Annotated in this window: 14 protein-coding genes; 10 read left to right on the plus strand and 4 right to left on the minus strand. The window is 72.3% G+C overall.

The window, feature by feature from the left end; genetic code table 11:
- Window positions 1–87: 87 nt before the first annotated feature.
- Window positions 88–2,916 carry a fascin domain-containing protein gene (locus tag JT723_RS22615; RefSeq protein WP_205046562.1) on the plus strand — a complete coding sequence of 943 codons (2,829 nt, stop codon included), beginning with the start codon at window positions 88–90 and terminating at the stop codon, window positions 2,914–2,916.
- Window positions 2,917–2,962: 46 nt separating this feature from the next.
- Here the strand turns inward: JT723_RS22615 and JT723_RS22620 are convergent, their stop codons facing one another.
- Both JT723_RS22620 and JT723_RS35370 read right to left on the minus strand, forming a co-directional pair.
- Window positions 2,963–4,705, minus strand: a complete 1,743-nt coding sequence (locus JT723_RS22620; RefSeq protein ID WP_205046563.1) for a pyruvate dehydrogenase — start codon at window positions 4,703–4,705, stop codon at window positions 2,963–2,965.
- A 41-nt stretch (window positions 4,706–4,746) separates the two neighbouring features.
- A complete protein-coding gene (locus JT723_RS35370; RefSeq protein ID WP_251513508.1) occupies window positions 4,747–5,670 on the minus strand; it encodes a protein phosphatase 2C domain-containing protein in 924 nt (307 codons plus the stop codon).
- A gap of 1,727 nt (window positions 5,671–7,397) precedes the next feature.
- Here JT723_RS35370 and JT723_RS22630 point away from each other — a divergent pair.
- The 9 genes from JT723_RS22630 (at window position 7,398) to JT723_RS35905 (ending at window position 14,584) form a co-directional block, all read left to right on the plus strand.
- A complete protein-coding gene (locus JT723_RS22630) occupies window positions 7,398–7,880 on the plus strand; it encodes a DUF456 domain-containing protein (protein WP_205046564.1) in 483 nt (160 codons plus the stop codon).
- Between the two features lie 514 nt (window positions 7,881–8,394).
- Entirely contained in the window at window positions 8,395–9,249 is an 855-nt protein-coding gene (locus JT723_RS22635; RefSeq protein ID WP_205046614.1) for a GH25 family lysozyme, read from the plus strand.
- 94 nt (window positions 9,250–9,343) lie between these two features.
- Entirely contained in the window at window positions 9,344–9,730 is a 387-nt protein-coding gene (locus JT723_RS22640) for a PPOX class F420-dependent oxidoreductase (RefSeq protein WP_205046565.1), read from the plus strand.
- A gap of 164 nt (window positions 9,731–9,894) precedes the next feature.
- The gene (locus tag JT723_RS22645; RefSeq protein WP_205046566.1) at window positions 9,895–10,941 is read left to right on the plus strand and encodes a LacI family DNA-binding transcriptional regulator; all 1,047 of its coding nucleotides are present in this window, start codon (window positions 9,895–9,897) and stop codon (window positions 10,939–10,941) included.
- 82 nt (window positions 10,942–11,023) lie between these two features.
- A complete protein-coding gene (locus JT723_RS22650) occupies window positions 11,024–11,791 on the plus strand; it encodes an ABC transporter ATP-binding protein (RefSeq protein WP_205046567.1) in 768 nt (255 codons plus the stop codon).
- Entirely contained in the window at window positions 11,788–12,507 is a 720-nt protein-coding gene (locus JT723_RS22655) for an ABC transporter permease (protein WP_205046568.1), read from the plus strand. Before JT723_RS22650 ends, JT723_RS22655 begins: the two co-directional genes overlap by 4 nt.
- Window positions 12,504–13,637 (plus strand): sensor histidine kinase, encoded by a 1,134-nt coding sequence (locus JT723_RS22660; protein ID WP_251513511.1) that lies wholly within the window; start codon window positions 12,504–12,506, stop codon window positions 13,635–13,637. Before JT723_RS22655 ends, JT723_RS22660 begins: the two co-directional genes overlap by 4 nt.
- Before the next feature lie 28 nt (window positions 13,638–13,665).
- Complete coding sequence (locus JT723_RS22665; protein ID WP_205046569.1) at window positions 13,666–14,331, plus strand: response regulator; 666 nt, start codon at window positions 13,666–13,668, stop codon at window positions 14,329–14,331.
- 121 nt (window positions 14,332–14,452) lie between these two features.
- Window positions 14,453–14,584, plus strand: a complete 132-nt coding sequence (locus JT723_RS35905; protein WP_259440914.1) for a hypothetical protein — start codon at window positions 14,453–14,455, stop codon at window positions 14,582–14,584.
- 89 nt (window positions 14,585–14,673) lie between these two features.
- On the opposite strand, the gene rsgA is transcribed toward JT723_RS35905, so the two are convergent.
- The gene (rsgA, locus tag JT723_RS22670) at window positions 14,674–15,786 is read right to left on the minus strand and encodes a ribosome small subunit-dependent GTPase A (protein WP_205046570.1); all 1,113 of its coding nucleotides are present in this window, start codon (window positions 15,784–15,786) and stop codon (window positions 14,674–14,676) included.
- A 300-nt stretch (window positions 15,787–16,086) separates the two neighbouring features.
- Window positions 16,087–17,628 carry a hypothetical protein gene (locus JT723_RS22675; RefSeq protein WP_205046571.1) on the minus strand — a complete coding sequence of 514 codons (1,542 nt, stop codon included), beginning with the start codon at window positions 17,626–17,628 and terminating at the stop codon, window positions 16,087–16,089.
- Between the last annotated feature and the right edge of the window lie 14 nt (window positions 17,629–17,642).

The raw sequence follows: 17,642 nt of genomic DNA on the forward strand, positions 1-17,642 counted from the left end.
TCGGATGTTGCGCCTGTGCCACAAGTCCTGTCGCCTCGGGAGGAACCACCCGTGAACCGAAAGCCCCACACTTTCGACAGACGCCGAATGATCCGACCATCTGCTCTGGTTGCCACCGCGCTGCTGGCTGCCGGGCTGCTGGTACCGGCTGTCGCACCCGCCGCGACAGCGGCCACCGCGACCACCGCATGGCAGAACGGCAGCTTCCACGTCGACACCCCCAATGTCGTCCGCCGTTCCGACATCGTGCTCGGCGCCCCCAACAGCCAGGCCGCGCAGTCGCTGCCGCTCGGCAACGGCTCGCTGGGCGCCGCCGCCTGGGCCGCGGGCGGCTTCACCGCACAACTCAACCGGGCCGACACCCTGCCGGGCCGCAAGTCGCCCGGGCAGGTGCAGATTCCCGGCCTGTCCCGGCTCACCGGAGCCTCCGACTTCCACGGCGCCCTCGACCTCTACACCGGGGTGCTCACCGAGACCGGCGGCGGCATGTCGCTCAAGGCGTGGGTGTCGGCCACCAAGGACGAGCTGGTCGTCGACGTGACCGGCGCCGACCCGAACACCGCCCAGTCCGCGACGGTCAGCCTGTGGTCGGGCCGCAACCCGCAGGCCGCCGCGTCCGGTGCGATCGGCACCCTCGCCGAGACCTGGGTGGACAACCAGGAGGCCGGCGCCTCCGGCCGCACCTTCGGCTCGCTCGCCGCGCTGTCGGCGGGCGGCCGCAACGTGTCGGCGCAGGTGGTCAACAGCACCCAGGTGAAGGTCAACTTCACCCCGAACACCGACGGTTCCTTCCGGGTCGTCGTCGGCGCACCCACCTGGACCGGCGGCAACGCGGGAAGCACGGCGTCCGGGCTGCTCGGCTCCGACGCGACCGCCGCCGAGTCCGCGCTGCTGGGCACCCAGCAGTCCTGGTGGGCGAACTACTGGGCCGACACCGGCATCCTGGAGGCCAACTCGTCCGACGGGCAGGCCCAGTACATGGAGACGCTGCGCACGATCTACCTGTTCATGGAGGCCGCCTCGATGCGCGGCAGCATCCCGGGCAGCCAGGCGGGCGTCGCCGACATGTTCAACTTCGGCCAGGACCACCAGAACTGGACGCCGTCGGCAACCTGGCTGTGGAATCTGCGCACCCAGATATCGGCCAACATGTCGTCCGGCAACTTCGCGCTGAACATCCCGATCTTCAACCTCTACCAGAACAACCTGGCCGCCATCGAGGCGTGGACCAAGCAGCAGATGGGCGGCCTCCCGGGCGCCTGCGTGCCCGAGGTCATGCGCTTCAACGGCAACGGCGGCGACCCCGGCCCCGGTGCCAACGCGGCGTGCAGCCAGCCCGGCAGCCCCAACTGGAACGCGCTGGACATCACGTCGGGCGCCGAGATCAGCCTCTACGTGTGGCAGCAGTACCAGGACACCGGGGACCTGAACTTCCTGCGCACGTACTACCCGCTGATGAAGGAGTCCGCGGTCTTCCTGCTCGCCTACCAGAAGGTCGGCTCCGACGGGAAACTGCACGCGGTCGCCAACGCGCACGAGACGCAGTGGGCGGTGCAGGACCCGACCACCGACCTGGCCGCGGACGCCGCACTCTTCCCCGTGGTGATCAAGGCGGCCCAGCTGCTGAACACCGGCGACACCACGCTGATCAGCCAACTGACCACCGCCCAGGGCCAGATACCGCCGTGGGCGCGTACGGACTTCGGCCACACGCAGGTGCTGCAGCCGTCCGCGGACAGCTCGGGCAACGACGTCATCGCCTGGTCCTACCAGCCGACCGCGACCACCAGGAACGGCGAGAACATCGACCTGGAACCGGTGTGGCCGTACAACCTGATCACCGACACCCCGGGCGCGCTGCACGACCTGGGCGTCCGCACCTACAACCACCGGGTCTTCACCGGCGGCAACGACTGGAGCATGGACGCGATCGACGCGGCCCGGCTGGGCCTGGCGAGCGAGGTCGCCGCCAAGCTGGTGTCCATCACCCAGAGCCACCAGGTCTACATCAACGGCCTCGCCGACCTCGGCAACAGCGTCGGCACCGAGGGCTACATCGAGCAGATGTCGGGCGTGGCCACCGCGCTGGACGAGGCGCTGGTGCAGGACTACGACGGGCTGCTGCGGATCGCACCGGCCTGGCCGTCCGGCTGGGACGTCAGCGGCACGGTGTCGGTGCAGGGCAACACCAAGGTCGATGTGCAGGTGCAGGGCGGCACCCCGGTCACGGTCGCCATCCAGGCCGGGTCGTCGCAGACCATGCAGGTGCGCAACCCCTGGCCCGGCCAGGCGATCCAGGTCGTCAACGGCTCGTCCGGTGCGGTCGTGGTCGGCTCCACCACCGCGGGCACCGTCGGCGTCCCGGTCTCCTCGGGGCAGTCCTACCTGGTGCAGCGCACCTCCGCACCGACCGCGTCGCTGCCCTACGCCCAGGTCGGCGGCTCGCCCGCGACCGCGGCCCGGCACCTGGGCAACGTCCAGATCGGACTTGACGGCGGCGGCGGCACCAACCCCGGCAACGGCACGGTGATCTCGCTGCGGGCACACGCCAACGGCGACTACGTGACCGCGGAGGACGCGGGCGCGTCACCGCTGATCGCCAACCGCACCGCTATCGGACCGTGGGAGCAGTTCGACGAGATCGACCAGGGCGGCGGCTACATCGCGCTGCGCGCCCACGCCAACAACAAGTACGTCACCGCCGACAACGCCGGCGCCGCACCGCTGCTGGCCAAGGTCGACGCGGTCGGCACCTGGGAGCAGTTCCAGCTGATCCACAACGGCGACGGCAGCGTCAGCCTCAAGGCGCGGGTCAACAACAACTACGTGACCGCGGAGGACGGCGGCAGTTCGGCGCTGATCGCCAACCGCACCGCGATCGGCCCCTGGGAGGAGTTCGACCTGATCACCAGCTGACCCCTCGCACGTGAACGTGCCGGACGTGCCGCGCCCGCGAACGACGCTACGGGCGCGGCACGTTGCGCAGGTTGGCCCGGGCCATCTGCACCATCTTGCCGACCCCGCCGTCCAGCACGACCTTGCCGACCGACAGCGCGAAACCGCCGATCTGCTCGCCGGTGATCTTCGGCGGCAGCGAGAGCGCATGCGGGTCGGTGACCACGTCGACCAGCGCGGGACCCTTGTGCCGGAAGGCGTCCCTGAGTGCCGCGCGCAACTCCTTGGGCTTCTCCACCCGCACCCCGTACGCCCCCGCCGCGCGGGCCACCGCCGCGAAGTCCGGGTTGTGGTTGGTCGTGCCGTACGCGGGCAGGCCCTCGACCATCATCTCCAACTCGACCATGCCGAGCGAGGAGTTGTTGAACAGCACGACCTTCACCGGCAGGTCGTACTGCACCAGGGTGAGGAAGTCCCCCATCAGCATGGTGAACCCGCCGTCGCCCGACATCGACACCACCTGCCGCCGCCGGTCCAGGAACTGCGCGCCGATCGCCTGCGGCAGCGCGTTGGCCATCGAGCCGTGGGTGAAGGAACCGATCACCCGGCGCCTGCCGTTGGGCGTCAGGTAGCGGGCCGCCCACACGTTGCACATCCCCGTGTCGACGGTGAAGACCGCGTCGTCCGCGGCCTCCTCGTCCAGCACCGAGGCCACGTACTCCGGGTGGATCGGCACATGCTTGTCGACCTTGCGGGTGTAGGCCTTGACGACGCCCTCCAGCGCGTCGCTGTGCTTCTTCAGCATCCGGTCCAGGAAGCGCCGGTCGGACTTCTCCCGCACCTTCGGCGTCAGGCAGCGCAGCGTCTCGCCGACGTCCCCCCACACCGCCAGGTCCAGCGTCGAGCGGCGGCCCAGGTGCTCGGCCCGCACGTCGACCTGGACGATCGTCACGTCGTCGGGCAGGAAGGCGTTGTAGGGGAAGTCGGTGCCCAGCAGGATCAGCAGGTCGCACTCGTGCATGGCCTCGTACGCGGCCCCGTAGCCCAGCAGCCCGCTCATGCCGACGTCGTAGGGGTTCTCGAACTGGATGAACTCCTTGCCGCGCAGGGCGTGCCCCACCGGCGACTTGACCCGTTCCGCGAAGGCCATCACCTCGTCGTGTGCGCCCGCCGTGCCGCTGCCGCAGAAGAGCGTGACCCGGCGGGCGCCGTCCACCAGCCGGGCCAGCGCGTCGATCTCCGCGTCGCCCGGCCGGACCGCGGGGCGGCGGGTGACCAGCGCGTGCTCGATGCTGCGCTGCGGCGCCGGGTGGGCGGCGATGTCGCCCGGCAGGCTGATCACCGACACCCCGCCGCGGCCCACCGCGTGCTGGATCGCGGTCTGCAGCACCCGCGGCATCTGCTGGGCGCTGGAGATCAGCTCGCTGTAGTGGCTGCACTCGGCGAACAGCCGGTCGGGGTGCGTCTCCTGGAAGTAGCTCGTGCCGATCTCGCTGCTGGGGATGTGCGAGGCCAGCGCCAGCACCGGGGCCATCGAGCGGTGCGCGTCGAAGAGGCCGTTGATCAGGTGCAGGTTGCCGGGGCCGCACGACCCCGCGCACGCGGCCAGCCGCCCGGTCAGCTGGGCCTCGGCGCCCGCGGCGAAGGCGGCCGTCTCCTCGTGCCGCACATGCACCCATTCGAGGGAGCGGTTGCGGCGCACGGCGTCCACCACCGGGTTCAGGCTGTCGCCCACGACCCCGTAGAGCCGCCGCACGCCCGCGCGCACCAGGATGTCGACGAACTGCTCGGCCACGGTGTTCTTCGCCATGTACCCATCTCCGCACGCTCCCGGCGGGCGCGCATTCCGGGTCAGGCGTCCCAGACGGTCACCGCCGTACGGTCGTCGGCATACCCCTTCACCCGGGTCTGCGCGTCCGCCAGATACGCCGCCAGGCCCGGCACCCGGCCGCCGCCCCAGCGCTCGGCCAGATGGGCGGCAAGTGCCGGTTCGCCGCGCAGCGGCTCCGCCAGGCCCGCACTGCACATCACCAGCGCGTCACCCGGCTGGGCGACCGTCGCACGGAAGCGGAAGGGGGCGGCGGTCGGGTCGGGGGCCAGGTCGAGGTCCTGCCACGACCCGGACCTGACACGGAACAGGCCGCCGTCGCCCACCCCGAAGAAGAGCCGGATCGGGCACTCCGGGTCCGCGGGCAGCAGCAGGCAGCGCAGCGACGCGGTGTACGCGCCCTCCTCCAGGCCCAGGTCCTCGCCGCGGGCGCGCAGCCGCCCGTAGCAGCGGTCGGTCAGCCGGTGCAGCCCCGACTTCAGCGAGCCCCGCCGGGCCGCCCGCATGTCCTGCGCCAGCCGCTCCCTGCTGCGGCCGACCGCCCCCGCGATCCACCGCACCGCATCCTGCGCGGCCCGGTGCGCGTCGTCGGCCGCCCGGGCGCCGCTCGCCATCGCGACCAGCAGCAGCGCGTCGTCGCCGGTGCCGAAACGGGCGGTCAGCAGCGCGTCCCTGCGCGGCTGCCCGCGGTAACGCGCGGAGTCACCGCGCACGCTGACCGTACGCAGCGTCAGCCCGCCGTACTGCGCCCCGTCCAGCACGGTGTCGGCGACCAGCCCGTCCAGCCCGTCCGGATCCGCCTCGGGCCACGCGGTCGGCTCCGCCGCGTACGTCGGCGGCCCGCCGCCCACGACCTCCGCGGCATGCTCCTCCCCGGCCCCCGCCCCCGCGGCGACCCACCCCGGCGGCAGTTCCGGCGCCCACCGGACCCCGCCTTCCCCGAACACGGTCTCCCCCCACCCTTCCCCCCGCTGCGGCACAACCCCCCCGCCGACACCGGATCGCCCGGCACCGCGGGGATCCGCGATGCGCCGGCCGGCGTCGGCGCTGTCCGCTGCGGCCGCCGGTACGTCCGCACCGCGTGCACCACCCGTACCCGCACTGACGCCGGCCCGGTCGTCCTGCTCCGGCAGGACGACGGGAGCACTCTGTGCGGACTGCGACGGCTCCTCGGCGGAGGAAGAGCCGAAGTCTGCCGCGGCGCCCACGGCAGGCGGCCGAAGCGGCTGCCCCTCCACGGAGGAAGAGCCGGCGTCAGCCGGGACGCCCGACGCCGGGCGCGGCACGGGCAGCCCGGGCGGCCGCTCTACGGGGGAAGGTCCGGTGTCGGTCGGGCCGACCGGGGTCGGCGGCGCGGAAGACGGCTCGGCCTGCGGCTCTACGGCAGATGGGCCGGAGTCGTCCGCAAGGCCCGGCTCGCTGCGCGCGCCAGGCGCCCGCGGCGGCTCCCCCGCGGGCGAATCGCCGGAATCGACCGGGACACCCGGCGCGTCGTGTGCCGCAGACGGCCAGGGCGCCTGCCCCGAAGAGAGGGTGCCCGTGTCCGCAGGGGCGCCCCGGCCCAGGCGCGGGGCAAGCGGCCCCGGCGGCTCCTCCGCGCCGGGAGGGCCGGCTTCAGCCGGAACGCCGGGCGCCGGACACGCGGCAGACGGCGCGGGCGGTTGCTCCGCGCGGGAGGGAGCAGGGTCAGCCGGGACGCCCGCGGCCGGGCGCGGCTCGGGCGGTGGCTCCGCCGCGCGGGAAGGGTCGGAATCGACCGGGGCGCCCGATGCTGGGTGCGGGGCAGGTGGCGCGGGTGCGGGGTCCAGGTCAGCGCCGGGGGCCGAGCGTGCGGCAGACGGTCCAGCTGGCTCCTCCGCGCGGGAAGGGCCGGGGGCGGCCGTCGGGCGCGGGGGTGGCGGGGAGGTCCAGGGTTCGGCCGGGCGCAGGGTGACGCCCGGGTCGTCGGGGGTGCCGGGGGGACGCGGGGCGGGCCAACCCGGGGGGCGCTGGTCGGTGGTCGGCTGCGCGGGCGGTGACCAGGGCTCGGCCGGGGCGGGCGGTGCGTCACCCCAGGGGTTGGGGGGTGCCGGTACGTCCTCGGGCCGTTCGGGGAAGGCGGGCGGCGCCGACCACACGTCCCAGGGCCGCGCCGCCTCCTCCTCCGGCGCGTCGTCCTCGTCGCCCTCGGGGAACATCGGCCGCGCCGACCACGCGTCCCAGGGCCGTACCGCCTCCTGCGGCGCCGCGGACGGCACGGCCCCGGCTGCCGGGGCGCCAGGCTCTTCGGGTGACGCCTCCTCCTCACGCGGGGGCGGTGGCGAGGGTGTCCGGGTCGGGCGGGGCCAGGAGGAGGGCGGGACAGGGGCGGTCGGGCGGCGGAGCCGCAACGTGTCCGCGGCGGGCGGCGCCGGAGGCGGCGGCGCCATCGCACTGAGCGCCGAGTCGAAGTGCGCGTCGACCGACTCCGACCCGGCACCCCGCGGCGCCGCGGCCGCCTCGTCGTCGTACAACTGCCGCCACCAGTCGTCCTCTTGGCCCTGGCGCGACTCCCCCTGCTGGCTCATGCCCTTATTGTCCACCGCCCGGGCCGCCGGGAAACGTGGAAACGCCGCACCGCCCGCCCGCACACGTCACACCGGCAACATCGCCCCCGGGCAGGCGAAGGCCGCGGGAATCCGGCAGGGTGGGACCCATGGGGACCGCACAGGCGAGCCTGATCGGCGCGGTGATGCTGCTCGGCCTCGTCGGCGTGGCGGTTCCCGGCGTACCGGGGATGCTGCTGTGCTGGGCCGCGGTGCTGTGGTGGGCGACGTCCGAGCACACCAGCCTCACCTGGGGGGTGCTGGCCGGTGCGACCGGCCTGCTCGCGGTCGCACAGGTCGTGGTGTGGCTGCTGCCCGCGCGCCGCATCCGCGACTCCGGCGTCACCTGGCGCACCGTCGTCGACGCCACCGCCGTCGCGATCGCCGGCTTCTTCCTGGTGCCGGTGATCGGCGCGGTCATCGGCTTCGTCGGCAGCATCTACGTCACGGAACGTATCCGCCTCGGCACCGGGCGGGCCGCCCGGTCCGCGACCAGGCGGGCGATGCGGGCGGTGGGCGGCTCGGTCCTGGTCGAGCTCTTCGCCTGCCTCCTGGTCGCCGGCACATGGCTTTTCGCGACGATCGCGGGGTGACCCCGCGGCCCCTTCCGGCAGGGGAGACCCCCGGGGAGCGCGGGGAGCTGCGCGCCCCCGGGGGATACCCCCCTCCACAAGGGCACCCCCGGTGACTTTCAGCCGGTGAAACTTGGCGCGGCCCGCCGCCGTACCCCCAGCTCCCAGACCTCAGAAGTGGTCTAGACAACTGCGCATCCCCTCAACCCCTTTACGCCGAAGGGATGTTCATGCGTCACTCATGACGCGTTCACATCAATCCCATCGTGCGCACCGCACTGCCGAGCAGCATCGTGCACCGCACGGGAACGCACCGCGCGAGCGCAGAACCCCCCACCCCGCCACCCCGCAGAAGCGGTGGCGGTCGCCGACCGCCCGAACGCTACGCGAGTAGACAGCAGCAGCAGACACCGGTCCAGCCGGAAACGCCAGCCGGAAGGGTCGGCCGCACAGCCCCCGAGCACCACCCCGACGTGCCAGGAGGAAAGCCTTGTTCTCCCGAATCCGCACCACCTCGGCCGCGCAGCGGAAACTGATGGCGGCCGGCGTCCTCGCCGCCGCCATGGCGCTCGCCGCGACGATGTCGGCGGGCACGGCCAGCGCCAGCGCCGGCCCCCGCGCCCTTCCGTCCGGTAACAACATCCCGCTGGGCGGCGGCTACATGGGCGTCGGCTACACCCAGGACAGCAAGAGCTTCGCCCCGGACACCCGGCAGGTCGCACCGGGTGGGTCCGGCGTGATCACCCCGGACGCCACCAACCCCGTCGGCATCGACGTCTCGCACTACCAGGGCACGATCAACTGGTCGTCGGTGAAGTCGGCCGGCATCGCGTTCGCGTACATCAAGGCGACCGAGAGCACCACGTACAAGGACCCGACCTTCAACGCCAACTACCTGAACGCCTACAACGCCAGGGTGATCAGGGGCGCCTACCACTTCGCGCGCCCCGACCTGTCGACGGGCGCCTCCCAGGCCACGTACTTCGCCGGCCACGGCGGCGCCTGGTCGGCGGACAACCTGACGCTGCCCGGCATGCTCGACCTCGAAGGCGGCTGCTACGGCAAGTCGACCTCGTCGATGCAGTCGTGGATCCTGGACTTCTACAACACCTACAAGGCCAAGACGGGCCGTGACGTGGTCATCTACACCAGCCCGAGCTGGTGGAACTCGTGCACCGGCGGCTGGAGCGGCATGTACTCCAGGAGCCCGCTGAACGTGGCGAACTGGACGACCGCGTCCAGCCCGACCATCCCGAACGGCTTCCCCTACTGGACGTTCTGGCAGTACACCGACTCCGGTTCGGTGAGCGGCATCTCCGGCGCGGTGGACCGCGACCGCTTCAGCGGCGGCTCCGACCGCCTGCTGGCGCTGGCCAACAACACCCCCTGACCTGCCCGGTACCCGCCACTGGGACCTGCGGCCTAGGACTCGCCTGGGCCGCAGGTCCGATGGCTGCGCGGGGCAGCCGTGTGAAAGTGGGTACATGACGACGAAACCCGCACGAACGGAACTGAACGAAGCCGAGCTCGCCTACCTGGGCAGCCAGAACCTGGCCCGGCTGGCGACGGTGGACGCGAAGGGCCGGCCGCAGGCCAACCCGGTCGGCTTCTTCCTGCGCCCCGACAGCACGGTCGACATCGGCGGCTGGGCGATGGCCAAGTCCAAGAAGTGGCGGAACGTCGCGGCGAACCGCTACGTCTCGCTGGTGGTGGACGACCGCCCCGGCAGCGACCCCTTCGTGGTCCGCGGGGTCGAGATCCGCGGCACGGCGGAGCAGGTGGTCGGGCCGCACGACTACGGCGACCACCTCAGCCCCGAGCTGATCAGGATCACCCCCTACTGGATCTTCAGCTGGGGCCTGGACGCCTGAGACGAACCCCTGTACGGCCCGTACGCCCCGCGGGAGACACCCCCGCGGGGTAAAGCTCACGCTATGAAATAAGAGAGCGCTCTCACGCAACGCCGGGTGACCCGTTACGCTGTCCGTGCCGATCCCGGAACTTTTCGTTATCCGCGTGCGAAGGAGCCCTCCCCGTGTCCGACCCGACGTTCGCGGCCCGCCCCACCCTTGAGGAAGTCGCGGCGCGCGCCGGGGTGTCGCGGGCCACGGCCTCCCGGGTGGTCAACGGCAGCGAGGGCGTACGGGCACCGCTGGTCGAGCGGGTGCGCGCGGCCGTCGACGAACTGGGCTACGTACCCAACCAGGCGGCCCGCACCCTGGTGACGCGGCGCAACGGAGCGGTCGCCGTCGTCGTGGCGGAACCCGAGACGCGCTTCTTCGCCGACCCCTTCTTCGCCCAGCAGGTACGCGGCATCAGCAAGGAACTGACCGCGCACGACAACCAGTTGGTGCTGCTGCTGACCGAGGGTGCGGCCGACTACGAGCGGGTGGGCCGCTATCTGGCCGGCGGCCACGTGGACGGCGCGCTGATCTTCTCGCTGCACGACGACGACTCGCTGCCGGTGCTGGCCCGCAAGGCGGGTGTGGCGACGGTGATAGGCGGACGGCCCGGCTGGTCGGACGCCGAGACGGGGCCGACCACGCTCTACGTCGACTGCGACAACCGCGGCGGCGCCCGGGACGCCGTACGCCATCTGATCGGGCTCGGCCGGCGGCGTGTCGCGCACATCGCGGGGCCGCTGGACCAGACCGCCTCGATCGACCGCCTCGACGGCGTCCGCGACGTACTGCCGGACATCGACCCGCAGTTGGTCGCGGAGGGCGACTTCACCCCTGAGGGGGGTGCGCGGGCGATGGAGCAGCTGCTGGAGCACTCCCCCGACCTCGACGCGGTCTTCGCGGCCTCCGACGTGATGGCCTCCGGCGCGCTGCGGGTGCTGCGGCAGCGCGGACTGCGGGTGCCCGACGACGTGGCGGTGATCGGCTTCGACGACATCGTCTCGGTCGCCGAGTGGACCGACCCGCCGCTGACCACGATCCGGCAGGACATCGAGGAGATGGGCCGGATGATGGCACGGCTGCTGCTGCGCGCCCTCGACCCGTCCACGGTCCCCGGCCAGGCGTCCGTCCTGGCTCCGATCGTCACCCCCACCCAGCTGGTGCTGCGCGCCTCGGCCTGACCGCGCTCTCCTCCCCTGGTGGGAGTCCGGTTCCCGCCCGTGGTCGGATGACCGGGAGATCAGCGCGGCGAAAGCTGGCGGCATGACATCTTCACGAACGTCCGCGGCAGATCCGGCCGCGGCCATCAGGGTCGAGGGGCTGACCAAGCGCTACGGCCGCAGGACGGCCGTCGACGACCTGTCGTTCACCGTCAGGCCGGGAACGGTGACGGGGTTCTTCGGCCCGAACGGCGCCGGCAAGACCACCGCGCTCAAGGCGGTCGTCGGCCTTGCGCGGCCGACGGCCGGCGTGGCCTTCGTCCGGGGCACCCCCGTCACCGCGCTGCGGCCGGACGCCCGGCTGCTCGGCGTGCACATCGAACCGTGCGGCGCCCACCCGGGCAGGACCGGGCGCGCGCACCTGCGGTCGCTGGCCGCGCTGGCCGGTCTGCCGCGCCGCCGGGTCAGCGAGGTGCTGGGCCTCGTCGGCCTGGAGGACGCGGCCGCACGCAGGGTCGGGAAGTACTCGATGGGCATGCGGCAGCGGCTCGGGCTCGCGGCGGCACTGCTGGGCGACCCGGAGATCCTGGTGCTGGACGAACCGGTCAACGGCCTCGACCCGCAGGGCATCCGCTGGCTGCGCACCCTGCTGCGGGAGCGGGCCGCGCAGGGCGGCACGGTCCTGCTGTCCAGCCACATGCTGGGCGAGGCGGCCAGGACCGTGGACGACGTGGTCGTGATCGACCGCGGCCGGCTGGTACACCAGGGTGCGATGGCGGACCTGGAGCGAACGGGCGAGAGCCTTGAGGACGTGTTCTTCGCCCGCACGGGAGCTGCGGGCAGCGGCGGTACGGGGGGTGCGGGCCGGTGAGGGGGCTGCTGCGCGGGGAGCTGATCAAGGCCGTGACGACCAGGGCCGTGCTGGGGTTCGCGGTGGGCGGCGCCGCCTTCGCGGTGCTCAACGCCCTGGTCATCGCGGTGGCGTCGGGCACCTTGGACAAGGTGCCGGAGAAGGAGGAGGCGCTGTCCGGCCTGCCCGTCCTGCTGCTGCTGTGGGGCCTGGTCGGGGCGGCCGGCGAGTACCGCCACCGGACGGCCGCACCGGCGGCACTGGTGGCCCGGCGTGGCCGCGGCTCCGTACTGTCGGCGAGAATTGCCGCGTACGCGCTGACCGGGCTCGCGCTCGGCGTGCTGACGTCGGCGGTGTCGGTCGGGCTCGCGCTGCCACTGCTCGGCGACCAGCCGGGTCCCGCGCTCACCGCGGGGGACGTCGGTGCCGTCGTGGCGGGCAACCTGGTGGCGTTCGTGCTGTCCGCGGTCCTGGGCGCCGCCCTCGGCGCCCTGATCCGCAGCCCGGTCCTGGGGGTGGTCGTCATGCTCGTCGTGAACTTCGCCGTGGTCCCGCTGTTGTCCGGGGCCTGGGAGGCGGGCGCCAACCTCACCCCCTTCGGGGCGGCAGGCGTCCTGAGCCGCATGACGCACGACACCACCCTGTCGGTGGTCGCCGCCGGCTGGGTGCTGGCCGCGTGGACGGCCGCGGTCGCGCTCGCCGCGGTCGTCGTCGAGCGACGGCGCGACCTGGCGTGAAGCGGCTCCTGCGCGCGGCGCCGGCGGCGTACGGCCTGCTGGCCGCGCGCCGCTCGGCGCTCTTCCACGTCGCCCTCGCGGTGATCACGACCGGGGTGGAGCTGGGGCTGGTCTTCGACGACGGGACGCGGGTCCGCGTGACTCCCGTCGCCGTGACGGTGGCTGCCGGCGCCACCCTGCTGCTCCGGCGCCGCGCACCCCTGGCGGTGCTGGCGGCGACCTGCGCGGGCGCCGCGGTGCTCGTCCCGCTGGGCTACTCGCCCGGCGGGGCGCCCGTCGTGGTCGCGCTCGCCTCGCTCGCCGACCGGCGCGACCGCCGGGTCTCGGCGGCGGCCCTCGTCCCCACGGCGCTCTTCCTGCTGCTGGCCGCCATCTCCTCGCTGCCCGTCCCGATCGGCGCATGGGCACTCGGCTCGTACCTGCAGACCCGGCGGCGCTACACCTGGGCTCTGGAGGACCGGGCCGCGACCCTGGAGCGCGAGCGCGAGCAGCTCGACCAGCTCGCGGCACAGCGCGAACGCACCGCCATCGCCCGTGAACTGCACGACATCGTCGCCCACTCGGTCACCGTCATGCTGATCGGTGTGCGCGGCGCCCGCGACGTACTGCCGACCGACCCCGAGGTCGCGGCCGACACCCTGGCGAAGGTAGAAGGCAGCGCGGAGCAGAGCCTTGCAGAACTGCGCCGGATCCTGGGCCTGTTGCGCACCCGGGACAGCGCGGCGCAGTGGCGGCCGCAGCCGTCGCTGGACCAGCTCGCCGACCTGGTCTCCGGCTACCGGGCGGCCGGGATGCCCGTACGGCTCGAACTCACCGGGGAACCCAGGGCGTTGGCCGACGGCCTGGAGCTGTCCGCGTACCGCATCGTCGAGGAGGCGCTGACCAACGTGCTCAAACACACCGAGCCCAGCCGGGTGACGGTGACGCTCGGCTACGGCAGTACGCGGCTGGACGTCACCGTCGAGGACGACGGCCGAGGGGGCGGCCCGGGGCGTGTCGCGCTCGGCGGCGGGCACGGCATCCGCGGGATGCGGGAGCGCGCCGCTGCCGCCGGCGGCAGCCTCGACGCCCGCCCCACAGCGGGCGGATTCCTGGTGACCGCCCGGCTTCCGCTGGGGGACCCGGCATGAGCGCCCGACTGCCACTGGGGGGCGCGGTATGACCGTCCGCCTGCTCATCGCCGACGACCAGGAGCTGATCCGCACCGGCTTCCGGCTGTTCCTGCAGACGCAGCCCGGCCTCGAAGTCGCCGGTGAGGCGGCCGACGGCCACGAGGCCGTCGACATGGCCGCGGAACTGCGCCCCGACGTGGTCCTGATGGACGTCCGGATGCCGCGCATGGACGGCGTCGAGGCCACCGCACGGCTGACCGCCGCGGGTTCACCGCCCCGGGTGCTGATCCTGACGACCTACGACCTCGACGAGTACGTCTTCGGCGCGCTGCGGGCGGGCGCCTCGGGATTCCTGCTCAAGGACGCCTCGCGCGACCGCCTGCTGGAGGCCATCCGCGTCGTGCACGCAGGCGAGGCCCTGCTGTCGCCGTCGATCACCCGCCGGCTCATCGAGGACTACGCCACCCGCACGGGACCGCCCCGCCCGCCGGCCGCACTGTCCGCCGGACTCACCCCCCGGGAGCGGGAGATCCTGCTGCTGGTGGCCAGGGGCATGTCGAACCCGGAGATCGCCGCGCACCTGGTGGTGACCGAGGCGACGGTCAAGAGCCACATCGGCAGCGTCTTCGCCAAGCTCCATCTGCGCGACCGCGCCCAGGCGGTGGTGTTCGCGTACGAGAACGGCTTCGTCCAGCCGGGAGGTTGCCGCTGAGGCGGCGCCAAGCCCCGTCGTCAGCCTGTGGATTGGGAACACCGGGCAACGGGAAGGTCACGGTCGGGCAGCGAACGTGAGAGTGCGGTGAAGACCGCACCGGGAAACGAGGAGGACTGCCATGGCCTACTCCGTGATCCTCGGAGTCGTGATCGTCGCGCTGGTGGTGGCCGGGGTCATCGGCTCGTTCTGGAGCGCAGGCAGTCCCATCGCGGTGCGCCGCCGCCACGGGCGTGACGGCGGCGCCGGGTGAGACGAGCGCACCAGGTGCGCCACCCGGGCGGCCGGGGCCGCCCGGGTGAACAGCGGTCCGACGCCGCGGCGTCGGACCGTCCCGCGGTGTCAGACGGTCCTGCGGTGGCCGCCGCCCCCGCCCCGCTTGCGCTCGTACATCTCACGGCCCGCCGCCGAGCGCTGCTTCCACTCGCGCCGCATCTCGGCGCGCAGCCGCTGGTCGGTGCGTGAGGCGATCCAGGCGTTCTCGCGCAGCAGCTTGCGGTAGCTGTCGAGCCGGCGGTGCGGCAGGGTGCCGTCCTCCAGCGCCGCCAGCACCGCGCAGCCCGGTTCCGAGGTGTGCGAGCAGTCCTGGAAGCGGCAGTCCGCGGCCAGTTCCTCGATCTCGGCGAAGACCTGGCCCACCCCGGACTGGGCGTCCCACAGCCCGACACCGCGCAGCCCCGGGGTGTCGATGATGACCCCGCCGCCCGGAAGTGCCAGCAGGTCGCGGGTGGTCGTGGTGTGCCGGCCCTTGCCGTCGGCGTCCCGGGTGGCCTGCACCTCCTGCACCTCCTGGCCCAGCAGGGCGTTGGTCAGCGTGGACTTGCCGGCGCCCGACTGCCCGAGCAGCACCGAGGTGCCGCCGGCCAGCACGGCCGTCAGCGTGTCAAGACCCACGCCGGTGGCGGCGCTGACCACCAGGACCTGCACACCCGGTGCCGCGGCCTCGGCGTCGGCCAGCAGATGGGTGCTGTCCTCCAGGGTGTCGGCCTTGGTGAGCACCACCAGCGGGGTGGCGCCGCTCTCCCAGGCCAGCGACAGGAAGCGTTCCAGCCGCCCGAGGTCGAGTTCAGCCGCCAGCGACACGCAGACCACGACGTGGTCGAGGTTGGCGGCCAGCACCTGGCCCTCGGAGCGCTTGGAGGACGTCGAACGGACGAACGCGGTACGCCGCGGCAGCAGCGCCCGCACGAACCGCGGGTCACCGCCCACCGCGTCGACCACGGCCCAGTCGCCGGTGCACACCACCCGCAGCGGGTCCTGCGGTGTCACCAGCGCGGTGTCGGCGCGTACCGGCCCTTCTGCGGTGAACAGGTCGCACATGGCACGGTCCACCCGCACCACCCGCCCGGCCACCAGGCCCTGTTCCGCGTACGGCGCGGATTCCGACTCCCACACGTCGTCCCACCCATAGGGCACGAGGGCATGCGAGGAGGCGTCACGAAAAGAGAAAGACAAGGGAAACCCTTCGAGAAAAGGGTGGCCCCGGCACAGGAGGAAGAAGAGGTCAGCCGGAGACCACGGGAGTGCACGGCACGATCCGCTGAATTCGGGCAGCGCCCATCACAAAGACAGCCATCGGTCCACACCTCCCTGATCACACATCGGCCGACACGGCAGCCCTTCCAGCTCCCGCAACGAACACCCGCGACGCTAGCGTCTCCCGCGCCTGCCCGCCACTGATTTTCCGCCCGACCCGGCGGCCGGCACCGCGGCCGGCGCGTTGCGGCGTCCGCCGTGCCCGCGGCGACACCGAGGTCAGAGATCGGCCAGTCCTTTGAGGTTCCTGGTCCCTCTCGTGTTTCCGAGCTGCCGCAGCTGGCCGTACCTCGCCCCTCTCTTGACGAGTATCGCGGTGACCTCCTGCAGCGCGGCGCCCCCGAGATGCTCCTCGATCTTGTTCCGCATCGGACCGGCGGTGGTGACGACATGCGCCTCTTGAGGCTTCAGCGCTCGGGCTCGCGCCTTGACGTCCTGTACGGCGCCCAGGTTCTCGTTCGTCGTGTTGAGGGGAACCTGGTGCAGGGCGTCGTAGAAGTCATCGATGCGAACCGAGTTGAGCCGGTTGAAACCACGCTCATCGGGATCGACGTAACTGAGGACCGCCTGGCGAAAGCTCATGCCGGGGAGGGCGTCGGGCAGATCGGCGTTCCAGCCGTCCCGGGTGTGCTTGTACTGCCCGTAAATCTTGCTGAAGATCGCCCACTGCCGTTCCGTCCAGCCGTATTCCGCACTGCCGGCCATGCTTTTGCGAACGAGGTTACCCGGGTCGTCGGAAAGGTGGCTGAAGGTCGGTCCTTCGTAGCTGTACGCACGGTATTCCGTCGCGTAGCTTTCGAACAGGTACCTGGCGGATTTCTTGGCGCGACCGTGCTGCACGTCCACGCTGCGGTCCGCGACGTGCTGCACCTCGTGGCGGAGCGTCTCCTCGACAACACCCCTGCCGACCTCCCTGGGACGCGCGATGCCGATATACCCGGTACCGGCGATGCCGCGGTCCTCCTTGGTGAGATATCGAATGTTCTTACCACTGTCCAGCTTGTCCGCTTCGTACAACGGCTCCGGACCCGCAAGCAAGTGCCCCCGGTTCCGGAAATTGTCCGGCACGTGCGGAACCCTGTCCCCCTCCCCGCTCGCCGACGCCCGCTCGAGCGAATCCCCGGTCCGGGTGAACACATAAAGCTCCGTCCGACCGGCCAGGATCCACTCGCAGGCGTTGTGGAGCAGCGCGTCCTCGATCTGCCGGCTTCCCTCGTCCAGGATGGTCTGCACGAACTGCCGGTCTTTGAGGTGCTCTTCTGCGGTGAATTCGAGCTTGGCCTGCTGGTCGTCGGGACTGGTCATGTTCTGGAGCAGACGCTTGGCCTCGAAGGCCATCCTCCTCAGGAGGTAACGCTTGATCTTGAGGTTGGCGGGGTCCACTTCTCCGGGCGAATCCGCGCGCATGAGAACCGAGAGCGCCCGCAGGACGTCTTTCGTCGCCGGCTCGTCACCCCCCGTCGCCGCGTAATACAGTTTGAGGCTTTCCTCCAGCTGCCCGAGGAAGGGAACGCCTCGCACCAACTCCTCGTCATGCGATTCCCGCCACTGGTCGACGCTTATCAGTGCCCGCTGCACGACATAACCGGGCGCACCCGCGGAAGCCGCCGACACCACCGCCCGGTTCCCGACGAGACGTTGCAGCCGCAGAAGGTCACGCGGCCCGATCGACCGACGGCCCGCAGGAGCGGGCGCCACGTTGCCCGCGGATTCGGGCTCCGCCCGAGACCGGGATTGGTTCCGATGGCCACGTGAGTACACGCCAGCTCCTTGAC

Source organism: Actinacidiphila bryophytorum (assembly GCF_016916835.1).
In the GTDB taxonomy this organism is placed as follows: Bacteria; Actinomycetota; Actinomycetes; order Streptomycetales; family Streptomycetaceae; genus Actinacidiphila; species Actinacidiphila bryophytorum.

What these genes read in the sequence shown, in the direction of transcription:
- JT723_RS22665 (WP_205046569.1), top strand. Translation starts at nt 13,666, where the DNA reads ATGACCGTCCGCCTGCTCATCGCCGACGACCAGGAGCTGATCCGCACC.
- JT723_RS22640 (WP_205046565.1), top strand. Translation starts at nt 9,344, where the DNA reads ATGACGACGAAACCCGCACGAACGGAACTGAACGAAGCCGAGCTCGCC.
- JT723_RS22620 (WP_205046563.1), bottom strand. Translation starts at nt 4,705, where the DNA reads ATGGCGAAGAACACCGTGGCCGAGCAGTTCGTCGACATCCTGGTGCGC.
- JT723_RS22630 (WP_205046564.1), top strand. Translation starts at nt 7,398, where the DNA reads ATGGGGACCGCACAGGCGAGCCTGATCGGCGCGGTGATGCTGCTCGGC.
- JT723_RS22615 (WP_205046562.1), top strand. Translation starts at nt 88, where the DNA reads ATGATCCGACCATCTGCTCTGGTTGCCACCGCGCTGCTGGCTGCCGGG.
- JT723_RS22650 (WP_205046567.1), top strand. Translation starts at nt 11,024, where the DNA reads ATGACATCTTCACGAACGTCCGCGGCAGATCCGGCCGCGGCCATCAGG.
- JT723_RS35905 (WP_259440914.1), top strand. Translation starts at nt 14,453, where the DNA reads ATGGCCTACTCCGTGATCCTCGGAGTCGTGATCGTCGCGCTGGTGGTG.
- JT723_RS22635 (WP_205046614.1), top strand. Translation starts at nt 8,395, where the DNA reads ATGGCGGCCGGCGTCCTCGCCGCCGCCATGGCGCTCGCCGCGACGATG.